The 13,967-nt window shown below is 68.8% G+C and carries 12 protein-coding genes; 9 read left to right on the forward strand and 3 right to left on the reverse strand.

Annotation, left to right across the window (positions count from 1 at the left end):
* Nucleotides 1-42: 42 nt before the first annotated feature.
* Both ABFX36_RS02130 and dinB read left to right on the forward strand, forming a co-directional pair.
* On the forward strand, nucleotides 43-669 hold the full coding sequence (locus tag ABFX36_RS02130; RefSeq protein ID WP_006896725.1) for a class I SAM-dependent methyltransferase: 627 nt from the start codon (nucleotides 43-45) through the stop codon (nucleotides 667-669).
* A gap of 63 nt (nucleotides 670-732) precedes the next feature.
* Nucleotides 733-1,944 (forward strand): DNA polymerase IV, encoded by a 1,212-nt coding sequence (dinB, locus tag ABFX36_RS02135; RefSeq protein WP_346074755.1) that lies wholly within the window; start codon nucleotides 733-735, stop codon nucleotides 1,942-1,944.
* 36 nt (nucleotides 1,945-1,980) lie between these two features.
* Here dinB and ABFX36_RS02140 read toward each other — a convergent pair whose 3' ends face one another.
* Nucleotides 1,981-2,919 carry a quinone oxidoreductase family protein gene (locus ABFX36_RS02140; RefSeq protein ID WP_346074756.1) on the reverse strand — a complete coding sequence of 313 codons (939 nt, stop codon included), beginning with the start codon at nucleotides 2,917-2,919 and terminating at the stop codon, nucleotides 1,981-1,983.
* A gap of 36 nt (nucleotides 2,920-2,955) precedes the next feature.
* Between ABFX36_RS02140 and ABFX36_RS02145 the strand changes: the two genes are divergently transcribed.
* The 7 genes from ABFX36_RS02145 (at nucleotide 2,956) to ABFX36_RS02175 (ending at nucleotide 11,271) form a co-directional block, all read left to right on the forward strand.
* The gene (locus ABFX36_RS02145) at nucleotides 2,956-4,257 is read left to right on the forward strand and encodes a TrpB-like pyridoxal phosphate-dependent enzyme (protein ID WP_346074757.1); all 1,302 of its coding nucleotides are present in this window, start codon (nucleotides 2,956-2,958) and stop codon (nucleotides 4,255-4,257) included.
* 171 nt (nucleotides 4,258-4,428) lie between these two features.
* Nucleotides 4,429-5,877, forward strand: coding sequence for an NADP-dependent phosphogluconate dehydrogenase (gene gndA / locus ABFX36_RS02150; protein WP_346074758.1), 1,449 nt, complete (start codon nucleotides 4,429-4,431; stop codon nucleotides 5,875-5,877).
* Nucleotides 5,878-6,198: 321 nt separating this feature from the next.
* Nucleotides 6,199-7,614: an argininosuccinate synthase gene (gene argG, locus ABFX36_RS02155; RefSeq protein WP_006896720.1), complete on the forward strand. Its 1,416-nt coding sequence runs from the start codon at nucleotides 6,199-6,201 to the stop codon at nucleotides 7,612-7,614.
* Nucleotides 7,615-7,619: 5 nt separating this feature from the next.
* The gene (locus ABFX36_RS02160) at nucleotides 7,620-8,267 is read left to right on the forward strand and encodes a response regulator transcription factor (RefSeq protein ID WP_006896719.1); all 648 of its coding nucleotides are present in this window, start codon (nucleotides 7,620-7,622) and stop codon (nucleotides 8,265-8,267) included.
* Nucleotides 8,264-9,469 carry a sensor histidine kinase gene (locus tag ABFX36_RS02165; RefSeq protein WP_062367431.1) on the forward strand — a complete coding sequence of 402 codons (1,206 nt, stop codon included), beginning with the start codon at nucleotides 8,264-8,266 and terminating at the stop codon, nucleotides 9,467-9,469. Before ABFX36_RS02160 ends, ABFX36_RS02165 begins: the two co-directional genes overlap by 4 nt.
* Nucleotides 9,469-10,509 (forward strand): hypothetical protein, encoded by a 1,041-nt coding sequence (locus tag ABFX36_RS02170; protein WP_346074759.1) that lies wholly within the window; start codon nucleotides 9,469-9,471, stop codon nucleotides 10,507-10,509. The genes ABFX36_RS02165 and ABFX36_RS02170 overlap by 1 nt, the downstream gene beginning before the upstream one ends.
* Nucleotides 10,510-10,644: 135 nt before the next feature.
* Nucleotides 10,645-11,271: a helix-turn-helix transcriptional regulator gene (locus ABFX36_RS02175; RefSeq protein WP_346074760.1), complete on the forward strand. Its 627-nt coding sequence runs from the start codon at nucleotides 10,645-10,647 to the stop codon at nucleotides 11,269-11,271.
* A gap of 83 nt (nucleotides 11,272-11,354) precedes the next feature.
* Here ABFX36_RS02175 and ABFX36_RS02180 read toward each other — a convergent pair whose 3' ends face one another.
* Together ABFX36_RS02180 and ABFX36_RS02185 are read right to left on the reverse strand one after the other, a co-directional pair.
* Nucleotides 11,355-12,554, reverse strand: coding sequence for a cation:proton antiporter (locus ABFX36_RS02180; protein ID WP_346074761.1), 1,200 nt, complete (start codon nucleotides 12,552-12,554; stop codon nucleotides 11,355-11,357).
* A 58-nt stretch (nucleotides 12,555-12,612) separates the two neighbouring features.
* Nucleotides 12,613-13,668, reverse strand: coding sequence for a DUF475 domain-containing protein (locus tag ABFX36_RS02185; RefSeq protein ID WP_346074762.1), 1,056 nt, complete (start codon nucleotides 13,666-13,668; stop codon nucleotides 12,613-12,615).
* Nucleotides 13,669-13,967: the final 299 nt, after the last annotated feature.

Raw genomic sequence — 13,967 nt, forward strand, 5'->3', positions numbered from 1 at the left:
GCCGCGTCGCGGCGTGGCCGGTGATTGTGGGAGCGTCGAGGAGTGAGTGAACATCAGCACGACCACGATCAGCAGCAGGCTCCCCGTCATCCCGTCTCCGCGGCCGAGTGGGACGAACTCTACGAGTCGTCGGACCGGCTGTGGACCACCAACGTGAACCCCGCGCTCATCGCGGAAGTCGGTGATCTGCCTGCCGGTTCGGCATTCGACCTCGGGTGCGGCGAAGGCGCCGACGCCCGGTGGCTCGCCGACCACGGCTGGACGGTGGTGGGAGCAGACATCTCCACCGTGGCTCTCAAGCGTGCGGCCGCGACTGATTCACGTGAAACAATCACCTGGCTGCCGTTCGACGTCACCGCAGATCAGTTCGACCGCACGTACGACCTGGTGGCCCTGAGCTATTTCCACATCGCGAGCGACGACGTCGCGGTCCTGCAGAAGATCGCCGATGCCGTGGGGCCCGGCGGCACGCTGCTCGTGGTGATGCACGACCCCGAGGGGATGCGCGCGCACGGGCGGAGCCCGGACGGGTTCCTCTGGCCCCGCGACATGGTACGTCTGCTGGGCGAGGGCTGGGAAGTGGTGACCGACGAGGCGCGCGACCGCGGCATCCCGGCGGGCGGCGGCCATCATGTGCGGGATGTGGTCCTCCGTATGCGCCGGGTCTGAGCTTTCCGCCGGTCGGTGGTGCCGCGGCTGGGAGATGTCGGACCCCGGTGAGACCCTCGCGGTATGAGAGTGGACGCGGGCACACGCAAGCAGGCATCGATCCTGCACGCCGACCTCGACTCCTTCTACGCGTCCGTGGAGCAGCGCGACGACCCGTCACTGCGCGGCCGTCCGGTGCTGGTCGGTGGCGGGGTGGTGGTGGCGGCGAGCTACGAGGCCAAGGCGATGGGTGTCCGCTCGCCGATGGCCGGTCGTGAAGCCCGAGCGCTCTGTCCTCGCGCGGTGATGGTGCACCCTCGGTTCGAGGCGTACACCGAGGCCAGCCGCGCGGTCTTCGCTATCTTCTCCGACTTCTCGCCGTTTATCGAGGGCATCTCCGTGGACGAGGCCTTCCTCGACGTCGGCGGCATGCACGCGATCGCCGGATCGCCCGTTCAGCTCGCGGCACGGCTGCGGGAGCGGGTGCGCCGCGAGGTGGGCCTGCCCATCACTGTCGGGGTCGCGAGCACCAAGTTCGTGGCCAAGGTGGCGAGCGCGGTGGGCAAGCCGGACGGTCTGCTCGAGGTCCCCGCGGGAGGCGAACTCGACTTCCTTCACCCGTTGCCCGTGCGACGGCTGTGGGGCGTGGGCGCCAAGACCGAGCAACGCCTGGCCGAGGCCGGGATCGAGACCGTGGGCCAGATCGCGTCGCTGGGAGAGGAACGGCTGTCGATGCTGCTGGGTCGCGGCCCGGGCAGGCACCTGTACGCACTGTCGATGGCTCGCGATCCACGGCGCGTTCAGACAGGCAGACGCAGACGTTCCATCGGGGCTCAACGGGCGATGGGTCGTCGGTGGCGGTCGGAGGCGGATATCGAAGCAACACTCGTCGCGATCGTCGACGGCCTGGGCCGCCGTCTCCGGTCGGCGCAGCGGCTCGTGCGAACGGTGGTGCTGCGTCTGCGCTTCCACGACTTCGAGCGAGTGACGCGGTCGCGGACGCTGTCCGAACCGACCGACCGCACCGAGATCGTGCTCGCGGTGGCGCGGGGCCTGCTCGAGGAGGTGATGCCGCTCATTCGTGAGCGCGGCTGCACGCTGATCGGGCTGTCGCTGACCAACCTCGCCGGTCACGGAGCCGTTCAGCTCGCGTTACCGCTCGACGGCGCCGACCACGCCGGCGACCTCGACCTGGCCATCGACTCGCTGCGGTCGAGATTCGGGAAGGGTGCGGTGACGCGGGGAGTGCTAGTGGGTCGTCCACATCTGCCCGAGAGCCCGATGCTGCCGGATTGACGGCGCCCCGGTCTGGGGGTTCACGGTCTGATGGGTTTACGGAATCAAGACCACTTTGCCGCCGGCGTGCCCGGCGGCCACCAGCCGCAGTGCCTCGACCGCACGATCGAGCGGGAAGGTGCGCGCGATCGGCACCGTCAGCTCGCCGGCCGCGAGCAGCTCGAGGAGTTCGCCGCGCACACCGTCCCGGAACGCCGCGCTGGCGGGGTCGGCGCCCGAGAGCGCGTCGAAGCCGTACTCGCGCGCGGCTTCGCGGTCGACGACGGTGAGGATCCGATCGCGATCGGCCACCAGTTCCAGTGACGCGGCCGTCGCCTCTGGGCCTCCGGCCGCGTCGAGCGCTGCGACCACCGGACCGGGTGCGGCGTCGCGGACGAGCCGAGCCAGTTCGGGACCGTAGGTCACCGGAATACCCCCGAACCGTGAGACCGCGTCCGACCGACCGGTACCGGCCGTGCCGACGACGGTGACCCCGGCTCGACGCGCCAATTGCAGGAAGACGGCGCCGACGGCGCCCGAGGCGCCGTGCAGGAGCACCGTCTCGCCGGACACCGCACCGGACCGCGACAGCAGCTCGGCCGCCGTGCACCCCGCGAGAAGCAGCCCCGCGGCCTGGTCGTCGGGCACCGCATCCGCCAGGACGAAGGCCTTCTCGGCGGGGATGGTGATCGCCGACGCGTAACCGCCGTGCACGCGGAAGGCCGCGACGCGATCGCCCACCGACACCGCCCCGGACCCGGCGCGGGTCCGCGGTCCCATGGCGGTCACCACCCCCGCGATCTCGTAGCCGATCGGCAGCGGCAGGAGAGCGGGGTCGGAGGCCCTGAGCGTGTGCTTGAGGTCGGCGGGATTCACTCCGGCGGCCGTGACGCGGACGGTGAGTTGTCCGGGGCCGGGAGCTGCGGGTTCGCAGGCGACGGCCCGGAAGTCGTCGAGCCCGCCGAAGCCGTCCGCCACCCACCTGATGCCCGTCATGACGTGCAGCCTACTGCGCACATTATGGTGACCTGCATGACAAGCAATGTTGACGCGTCCAACCCCGATCTGGTCACCGTGGACGTGCCCACCCACTGGTACAACCTCGCCGCGGAGCTCGACGAGCCGATTCCGCCGCACTTGCACCCCGGAACCAAGGAACCGGTCGGGCCCGACGATCTGGCCGCGCTGTTCCCCGCCGGCCTGATCGCGCAGGAGGTCTCGACCGAGCCGTACATCGAGATCCCCGAGCCCGTCCGCGAGATCTACCAGATGTGGCGGCCGTCGCCGCTGTTCCGCGCCCGCAAGTTCGAGGAGGCGCTGAACACCAAGGCCCGCATCTACGTCAAGTACGAGGGCGTCAGCCCGGTCGGCAGCCACAAGACGAACTCGGCTGTCGCGCAGGCGTATTACAACAGCATCGACGGGGTCAAGAAGCTCACCACCGAGACCGGCGCAGGTCAGTGGGGTAGTGCTCTCTCGTTCGCGGGCGCGCAGTTCGGTCTTGACGTGGAGGTGTGGCAGGTGCGGGCGTCGTACGACTCCAAGCCGTACCGGGGCTTTCTCATCCGCACCTACGGCGGCACGCTGCACCCGAGTCCCTCCGACCTCACCGAGGCCGGACGCGCGATGCTGGCGAAGGACCCCGACACCACCGGCAGCCTCGGCATGGCGGTGTCGGAGGCGGTGGAGGTGGCGGCCGCGAACGATGACACCCGCTACGCGCTCGGCAGCGTGCTGAACCACGTCGTGCTGCACCAGAGCGTGATCGGCCTCGAAGCCGTCGACCAGCTGAACGCGGTGGAGCCCGGCGGCGCCGACGTCGTCTTCGGTTGCGCGGGCGGCGGATCGAACCTCGCGGGCCTGTCCTTCCCATTCCTGCGCGAGAAGCTGCACGGCCGTTCCGATCCGCGGATCGTCGCGGCCGAGCCGTCGGCCTGTCCGTCTCTGACCCAGGGTGAGTACCGCTACGACCACGGCGACGTCGCGGGCCTCACGCCGCTGCTGAAGATGCACACGCTCGGTATGGACTTCGTCCCGGACCCCATCCACGCCGGCGGTCTGCGCTATCACGGCATGGCGCCCGCGCTCAGCCACACGGTGGAGCTGGGTCTGGTGGAGGGCGTCGCGATCGACCAGCGCGCCGCCTTCAGCGCGGGCATCACGTTTGCGCGCACCCAGGGCATCGTGCCCGCCCCGGAGTCGACCCACGCCATCGCCGCGTGCGCCGAGCACGTGGCGAACAGCGACAAGGAGGAGGTCGTCGTGATCGGGCTCTCCGGGCACGGTCAGCTCGATCTGCCCGCCTACGCGGAGTTCTTGAACGGCTCCTTCTGACGGCTGTCGGGCCCGCCGGTTCCGGATCCGGACGGGCGGGCCCGATGCGGTCCGTGCGCGTCCCGACTCCTGCGGTTCGACGAATGCTGAGACAATCGGGACGGTAGTACTGAGAGTGGTGGAATTGCCGGGTCGCCGCACGGCGCGACCGGGAGACAGAGAAGGAACTTCATGGTCGAAACAGGACAGCGTCTGGCGCAGATCGGCGTCACCGGGCTCGCGGTGATGGGCTCCAACATCGCCCGCAACTTCGCGCGGCACGGGCACACCGTCGCGCTGCACAACCGCAGCATCGCAAAGACCGATGCGCTCATCGAGGCGCACGGCGGCGAGGGCGATTTCATCCGCACCGAGACCATGGAGGAGTTCGTCGGCGCGCTCGAGCGGCCGCGCCGCGTCCTCATCATGGTCAAGGCCGGCGACCCGACCGACGCCGTGATCGAAGAACTCGCGAACCTGATGGAGCCCGGCGACATCATCATCGACGGCGGTAACTCGCTGTACACCGACACCATCCGCCGCGAGGCGGCGATGGCCGCGCGGAACCTGAACTTCGTCGGCGCGGGCATCTCCGGCGGCGAGGAGGGCGCTCTCAACGGTCCGTCGATCATGCCCGGCGGACCCGCCGAGTCGTACGAGTCGCTCGGTCCGCTGCTGGAGTCGATCTCGGCGCACGTCGACGGCGTCCCGTGCTGCACGCACATCGGTCCCGACGGTTCGGGCCACTTCGTCAAGATGGTGCACAACGGCATCGAGTACGCCGACATGCAGCTCATCGGCGAGGCGTACGACCTCATGCGCAACGTGCTCGGCATGGAGGTCGCCGAGATCGCCGACGTATTCCGCGAATGGAACACCGGCACCCTCGACAGCTACCTGATCGAGATCACCGCCGAGGTGCTGTCGCAGGTGGACGCCGAGACCGGGAAGCCGCTCGTGGACGTGATCGTCGACGCCGCGGGCCAGAAGGGCACCGGCCGCTGGACGGTGAAGTCGGCACTCGACCTCGGCATCCCGACCACCGGCATCGCCGAAGCCGTCTTCGCGCGCGCCCTCTCGAGTTCGACGTCCCAGCGCGAGAGCGCGCGAGGGCTCGTCGCGGGCACCACCGGCGCGCAGGCCCCGGCCGACAAGGCGGCTTTCGTCGAAGACATCCGGAAGGCGCTGTACGCGTCGAAGGTCGTGGCGTACTCGCAGGGCTTCGACCAGATCGCGGCGGGAAGCGCCGAGTACGGCTGGAGCGTGGATCCGGGCAAGCTCGCCACCATCTGGCGTGGAGGATGCATCATCCGGGCCAAGTTCCTGGACCGCATCCGGGAGGCCTACGCCGAGAATCCGGAGCTTCCCGCGCTGCTGCTGGCTCCGTACTTCCGCGACGCGGTCGAGGACTCGGTGGAGAGCTGGCGGCGGGTCATCGTCACCGCGACTGCGATGGGTGTCCCGGTGCCGGCCTTCGCGTCGTCGCTGTCGTACTACGACGCGCTGCGGGCCGAGCGGCTGCCGGCCGCTCTGACCCAGGGGCTGCGGGACTACTTCGGTGCGCACACCTACCTGCGCGTCGACAAGCCCGGCTCGTTCCACACGCTCTGGAGCGGTGATCGCAGCGAGGTCGAGGCGTAGCGCTTCCAAGATCAGTCACTAGACGGGCCTTCGAGGGCAATGTTCCCTCGAAGGCCCGTCTGCGTCCTGAACTTGGCACAGCGGTCTCGGTATGCGTGCTGCCGGTGCGCTATGCCCACATCCCGTTCGTTGTCTCAGACCGCCCACAAGCGATCCTGCGCATCAACGGTGGACAGGTCATCGCGACAGCTTCGCCTTCCGGCGGATCACCGGGGCGCCGATCCCAGCTCGTTCTTGCGGTTTTCGAATCGCTGCGCTTGCCTCGACCACCGAAGGGGACCGGGTTGTGACTGCGGCCGAAGTACTGTTTAAGCTGGACATATGTCGAAAGTGCTGAGCTCGTTGCCGAAGGGAGAGCGCGTCGGAATCGCGTTCTCGGGTGGTCTGGACACCTCCGTCGCCGTTGCATGGATGCGCGAAAAGGGCGCTATCCCTTGCACTTACACCGCCGACCTCGGCCAGGCCGATGAGCCGGACATCGCTTCGGTGCCCGGCCGCGCGGGTCAGTACGGTGCGGAGATCTCGCGCCTGGTGGACTGCCGCGCCGCGCTCGTGGAGGAGGGCCTCGTCGCACTGCAGTGCGGTGCCTTCCACATCCGCACCTCCGGCAAGACGTACTTCAACACCACGCCGCTCGGCCGCGTGGTGACCGGAATGCTCCTGGTCCGCGCCATGAAGGAGGACGGCGTCGACATCTGGGGCGACGGCTCCACCTACAAGGGCAACGACATCGAGCGGTTCTACCGCTACGGACTGATGGCGAACCCGAACCTGCGGATCTACAAGCCGTGGCTCGACACCCAGTTCGTGGAGGAGCTCGGCGGCCGCCACGAGATGAGCCAGTGGCTGACCGAACGCGATCTGCCGTACCGCGACTCCCAGGAGAAGGCGTACTCCACCGACGCCAACATCTGGGGCGCCACCCACGAGGCCAAGACCCTCGAGCACCTCGACCACGGTCTCGACGTGGTGGAGCCGATCATGGGCGTCGCCGCATGGCGGGACGACGTCGAGGTCGCCACCGAGGACGTCTCCATCCGATACGAGCAGGGCCGCCCGGTCGCCATCAACGGCGAGGTCTTCGACGACGCCGTCGCTCTCGTCCTGAAGGCCAACGAGATCGGCGGCCGCCACGGGCTGGGCGTCTCGGATCAGATCGAGAACCGCATCATCGAGGCCAAGTCGCGCGGTATCTACGAGGCACCGGGCATGGCACTGCTGCACATCGGCTACGAGCGTTTGGTGAACGCGATCCACAACGAGGACACGGTCGCGAACTACCACAACGAGGGCCGTCGCCTGGGTCGCCTCATGTACGAGGGCCGGTGGATGGACTCGCAGGCGCTCATGCTGCGTGAGTCGCTGGTGCGCTGGGTGGGCTCGGCCATCACCGGCGAGGTGACCGTCCGACTGCGCCGCGGCGACGACTACCACTTCCTCAACACCACCGGACCCGGCCTTTCGTACCACCCGGACAAGCTGTCGATGGAGCGCGTCGGCGACGCCGCGTTCGGTCCGTCCGACCGCATCGGCCAGCTCACCATGCGCAACCTCGACATCGCCGATTCGCGTGCGCGCCTGGAGCAGTACGCGCAGCTCGGCATCGTCGGTGGCGCGACCGCAGACCTGGTCGGCGAGCTGTCCGCGGGCGGTGCGCAGGCGATCGCCGGCGGCCAGCCGGAGGACGCGGCATCCGAGTCGCTCGACCGCGCGGCGATCGATTCCGGCGTCGACTAGCGCTCATGGCCGCCAAACGGATCGGGATCGTCGAAGATCACGAGTCGATGGTGCTGGGGGTCCGGGCGATGCTCGACGGCCACGTCGGCCTGTCGCTGATGGCGTCGTCGGACACCGTCGAAGGGCTGCTCGCGCAGCAGGTCTGCCTGGACCTGGTGCTGCTGGATCTGCGGCTGGCCGACGGGTCGTCGCCGACGGCCAACATCGAGGCCTTGCACGACGCGGGTCTATCGGTCCTTGTCTACACCGGTGCGGAGAACCCGTACCTGGTCCGTCTGGCGGCGAAGGCGGGGGTGCTCGGCATCGTGCGTAAATCCGCCCGGGTGGAGCGGGTCGTCGAGGCGATCGCCACGGCTGCGGAGGGCAACCCGGTCATCACCACCGAGTGGGCGGCGGCCGTCGACGGCGACCCCGACCTCGATGCCACCGGCCTGAGTCCTCGGCAGCAGGAGGTGCTCTCGCTGTACGCCTCGGGGGAGAAGGCCGACCGGGTGGGGCGCATGCTGGGGTTGTCGACGGAGACGGTCAACGACTACGTCGCGCGGATCCGGGCGAAGTACGCCGCAGCCGGTCGGCCCGCAGGCACCAAGGTGGATCTCTATCAGCGGGCCGTCGAGGACGGACTGCTGCCGATCCCCGAGCGCGACCAGTGAGCGGCGCCGTCAGATACGCCGCTCCCGAGCGGCGGCACGACAACCTGGACCGGATCAGGCGGATGTTCGCGTTGTTCGCGGCGGTCGGTTACGTGGGGTACTTGATCCTCCTGTTGCCGGCGATCCTCCAGCTCGCACCGCTGATGAGCTCCTGGTGGACGCCGGCGATGTGCGCGATCGTCTTCGTCCCCGGCCTGACGCTGGGAGTGACCGCTCTGATCGGCGTGCCGCGCTGGACGCGGGCGACGGCGGCCGTCGCCGCCCTCAGCTTCTTCGTCGCGGTCCTCACCTGGCCGATCGCCTGGGACGGCACCACCGTCCCGGCCGGCGACGGCGTATGGCTGGCGGCGTTTCCCGGGCTCGCCAGCATCGCCGCGGTGCTGGCGTGGCCGGCCTGGGCGGCCTTTGCGCACATGGTGTTCGGCTGCGTCTGCGTGCAGCTCATCAACTTCGTGATCCGCGGCGAAGTGGATCCGGGACAGCTCGCTCCCGAGATCGCCTTCGCAATCATGTTCTGCAGCTTATTCGTCGGTGCGGCCGTGATGGCGCTGCGCACCGGGAGGATTCTGGACGAGACCACCGATCGTGCCCATGCGGCGGCCGCGACCGCCGCAGCCGAGCGGGCCCGCGACACCGAACGCGAACGCTTCGACGCGCTGATTCACGACAGCGTGATGTCCACCCTGCTGACCGCCTCCCGGGGCGGGGCGCAGGAGCACGTGCCGCGGCTGGCGGCCGCCACCCTCGCCGAACTCGACGAGATCCGTTCGGGACTGCCCACCGACCGTCCGTTCGGCCTCGAGGCCGCCGTGGTGCACCTGCGTGCGACCACTACCGAGGCAGACCCGAGGGCGGAGTTCGCCGTCGACGCACCCGCTGCCGATTCTGATGCCGCACAGGCGGAGCTGCCGAGCGAGGCGGTGCGTGCGGTGAGCGCGGCACTGGCCGAAGCCCTGCGCAACAGTCGCCGACACGCCGGGGCCGATGCGCGGTGCACCGTGCGTGGCCGAGTGGACGCCGATTCGATCAGGATCGCGGCGACCGACGACGGCGTCGGTTTCGACCCGGATGCGGTATCGGCCCATCGACTCGGCATCGCGGTGAGCATCCGGGCCCGGATGGACCGGGTCCCGGGAGGTTCGACCGCCATCGAGTCGGCGCCCGGCGCCGGAACCACCGTCCGACTGGGATGGACACGCTGATGGGACAACTTCCGGTCAGCGGCGATATCGGTGACCTGATGGGTCTGCGGACCGTCGCCGCGAAGGCGCTCGTGGTGGTCTTCATCGGAACGTTTGCGCTGGTAGGCATGATGACGCGCCCCGCAGGGAGCGGGGTGGCGGGGTGGCTGGCGGAGATCGGCGCGTGGTTGGTGACGAGTGCTGCGGCAGTCGCACTGATCCAGGTGCCGGGTGATCCGTTACGGCGGTCGGTGACGGCAGCGGTCGCCGCCGCCGGCCCGGTGGCCACGGTGTCCGTGCTGCTGGTGGTCGACGATTCGGGTGTGCGCGTCCTGACCTTCTGGCCTTTGTCAGCGACGACGGCGCTGTGCACCTACCTCTGTGTACGCGGCCGCACAGGCGTCGCGTGGGTCTCGATGCTGGCGGCGATCGGCGCGACCGCACTGTGGGCCGTCCGCATCGGCGAAGGCGCCGGGTACGGGATCTCGATCTCGTTGATCAACCTGGCGCCGCTTGTGATGTCGTCATTCTTCGCCGTCACGATCCGGCCGGCGGCGCGCGAGATCTTTCTGATGCAGGGGGCCGGCACCGAGGCCGCGGCTACGGAGGCCGCGCGGCGCGCGGTCCTCGACGAACGCGACCGGCAACTCGGCCGACTCGACGACCAAGCGCGCCCCTTGCTCGCGCGGCTCGTCGACGCGGCGCCGCTCTCGGCCGACGAACGCGATGAGTGCAGCCTGGTCGAGGCGCGGTTGCGTGATTCGCTGCGGGCGCCGACATTCGATGTCCGCAGTGTCGCCGACGCGGCGCGGCAGGCACGACGTCGAGGGGTGGAGGTGATCCTGCTCGACGATCACGGGCTCGTCGGTGCCGACGATGACGTCCGCGAGCGGGTGATCGGCGGTGCCGTCACCGCGCTCGCCGCGGCTCGTGCGGGGACCGTCACGATTCGCATCCTGCCGCCGCGGCGTCGCGTCGTGGCGACTGTTCTGCAGGTCGCCGGCGACGTCGTCGTCCGCGAGGAGTACGACGGCGAGGGTCGCCTGGTCGGCAGCGACTGACCTGTAGAGATCAGGCCCCTGACCTCTGTCGTCCCATAGGAGGACAGAGGAATTGGGGTCTTTCTCGCGCGCCGATCTCGCCATACCGTCCGAAGGAAGACATGACGGCGGGACATCGGCGGGGAGGCGAGGAGAATGACGGGCTCCGGGGCAGTGGCAGAGCAGTCGGCGATAGGCCAGTCGGTCGGGGTGTGGAGTGAGAATCCGTGGCAGCGGGAAGTGCTCGCGGTGTGGATGAATCGGTTCGGGTATCCGGTGGTCGCTGTCGACATAGCCGGACTCCTGGCGGGGGCGCCGCGCGTCGTGGTGGTCGGAGCCGGCGATCGTCTCGCGCTTCGTCGGTTCGGCCGCTCAATGGCCGGACGCGTCATCGTCGTCGGCGGTACGGTCGAGGAGGCCGATATCTGCTCCGGCGTTCACCATGTGACCGAAGGCCCAGACATCGAGCACCGTCTTACCCTCCTGCTGACCAGGACGCTGGGTCCGACGTCCGGCCGGACTCCGATGTCGGCGCGGGAACGGGAGATCCTGACCACGTATGTGATGGGTGCGACCGTCGAGGAGACCGCGACCCGGCATTTCGTTGCCGCCAGTACCGTCCGGACTCACTACCGGCGTGTCTCGGCCAGGTACGACGACGCCGGGCTGCCGGTGGCGAACAAGACCCACCTGTTATTGCGCATGGTCGCCGACGGCTGGATTCAGCTCGACGGCGTGCTTCCCGAATCGGAGCCGACGACGTCCGCGATCGAGGTGGCGTGAGGGGCGGGCCTCGGCTTGGAGTGAAGAGCCGACGGGCTCGATGACCGCCGGCGGCGTCAGGCACCGGCGAGACTAGCGGCGCCTCACTCCTCCACCACCGGCGCCGCCGGACTCCGTTCGACCGACCCCGGGCGCAGTGCGCTCGCGGCGAGCGGGAACAGGAGCACCGACAGCACGCCGGCGCCGACGAGGACCGCTGCCTGCGTGCCGGTCAAGACGTCTTGGCGGACACCGATGTCGGTGGCGACCGCGATGATCGGAAGGCCGGTGGCGCCGTAGAGCCCGGTGGCGATTCGCTCGCGGCGGCCGGCGCCCTCGGGTGCGGCGAGCATCGAGGGCAGCCCGCGGACCAGGAGCAGAGCCACCAGGACGACGGGGATCCAGGCGAAGGCGAGCGGATGATCGAGCAGCGACTGCAGATCGAACTTCACACCCGTGTAGACGAAGAAGATCGGGACGAGGAAGCCGAACGCGACGGCGTCGATCTTGGCCTCCACCGACCGCTGCGTCTGTTCGTCGGCATCTCGGATGAGGAGCTTCCAGACGATCCCCGCGGTGAATGCGCCCAGCAGCATGTCGATGCCGAGCTGGACGGTCAGGAAGATCATCACGGCCAGAATGGCCAGCACGGTGCGGACGGCGAACTGCGCCGACGTGTGCAGGGTCGATTCGACGAAGGCGTGCAGGCGGCGATGAGAGGTGCGGCGCGCCCGGATCACGGCGGCCGCCGCGATGACGCCGAAGACCAAGAGCACCACGCTCGCCGTACCGAACGAGCGGCCGCCGAGGAATAGCGAGATGGCGATGATCGGCCCGAACTCGCCCGCGGCGCCGATCGCTCCGACGGCGACGCCGAACGGTGTGGCGAGGTCACCGGAGTCGCGGAGGATCGGCAGCAAGGTTCCCAGAGCCGTCGACGCCAGACTGATCCCGATGATCACCGCGCCCAATCCGGGTGAGACAGCGAAGCCCGCCGCGATCCCGACCGCGATGCTGATCAGCCAGCCGAGCCAGGCGCGCCGAGCCGTGCGTCCGCGAACCGCCGACCGGGTGATCTCGGTTCCTGCGATGAAGAACAGCAGGTTGACACCGAAGTCGGAGAGCCGGCCGAACAGTTCCGATTCACCGACCCAGCCCAGCAGCGCGGGGCCGGCCACGATGCCGAGGCCGAGTTCGAAGACGACCACCGGAATCGCCGCCCATCGAGAGACCGATCTCGCCAGCAGCGGCGCTGCGAAGACCAGGAGGGGAACGACGAGCACGGTGGTCGCGGTGGGGCTCACCGGCTGATTCTAGAACGCGGTGACACGCGCCGGAGACGGTGCGGCGTCTGCGGTGGTCTCAGATGTGGACACCTTCGGTGTGGTTCCGTCGGCGGTACACGATGCTGGTCGCCAGGGAGGCGAGGATCAGCACCAGGCCGATGAGACCGGTCACCGTCTCGGGGACCTCGGTGCCGAGTGAGTACAGCAGAAGCAGCGCCAGCGCGCCGATCGCCCAGTGGGCGCCGTGTTCGAGGAAGACGTACTCAGTCAGGGTTCCCCGGTGAACGAGGTAGATCGTCAGCGACCGCACGAACATCGCGCCGATGAGGCCCAGACCCAGAGCGATGATGATCGGGTCCGCCGTGATGGCGAAGGCCCCGATCACGCCGTCGAACGAGAACGACGCGTCCAGCACCTCCAGATAGAGGAACAGGAAGAAGCCCGCGCGCCCCGTCGCCTTGGCGAGTGCGGTCGGGCCGTCCCCCGACTCGGTCTCGATGTGGAAGAGACGGCCGAGCCCGTTGACCACGATGTAGGTGATCACGCCGAGGACGCCGGCAACCATCACCGTCGACGTATCGTGATCCGGCGCGACGAGCGTGGCCGCCAGCACCAAGATCGTCAACGCCACCACCACCGGTGCCTCGCGGAGCCGGCCGATGCGCAGCAGGGGCCGCTCGATCCACGACAGCCAGGTGAGCTCCTTGTCCTCGAACAGGAACCCGAGGAACAGCATGAGGAGGAACATCCCGCCGAACGAGGCGATCTGCGGGTGCGCCGCGGTCACGATGCTCTCGTAGGTCGGCGAGCCGTCCGTCGGCGGGTTGAGCGCGAGGTGAAGCGCGTCGACCGGGTCGAGGCCCGCGGTGAGCCAGACGATCCCCAGCGGGAAGGCCAGGCGCATGCCGAACACGGCGATGATGACACCGATCGTGAGGAACATCCGCTGCCAGAAGTCGCTCATCCGCTGCAGGACCGTGGCATTGATGACGGCGTTGTCGAAGGAGAGCGAGACCTCCAGCACACCCAGGACCAGGGTGAGCAGTACGGCCGTCGAACCGCCGTACAGGAACGCGGCGACCAGCGCCGCGATCGAGACGACGAACGACATCCCGAAGATGCGAAGCGTCACGCGGGGATCCCAACCTTCATGACAGGCAACGGTACCCGGGCGAGGCGTCGCTGGCGCTTCCCGGAGGCGAGCCGGCCAGGCCGTGGGGAAACGGGAACTGACTGACAGTTCGAGTCAGGAGGCACTCATGAAACTTGCGGCACTCAGTCCAGCAATCGGGCTCGGACACGCGATGGCATGCCTGGTAAGAAATTAATTGCTTTGGCCGACGCAATCTTCCGAGCTTTCAAAATATGCTTGTCTGACACCGAAGAAGGAGAATTGAGAATGGCTCAGTGCAACTGCAGTTGTGCATACTG

The organism is Gordonia cholesterolivorans (assembly GCF_039531975.1).
Taxonomy (GTDB): domain Bacteria; phylum Actinomycetota; class Actinomycetes; order Mycobacteriales; family Mycobacteriaceae; genus Gordonia; species Gordonia sihwensis.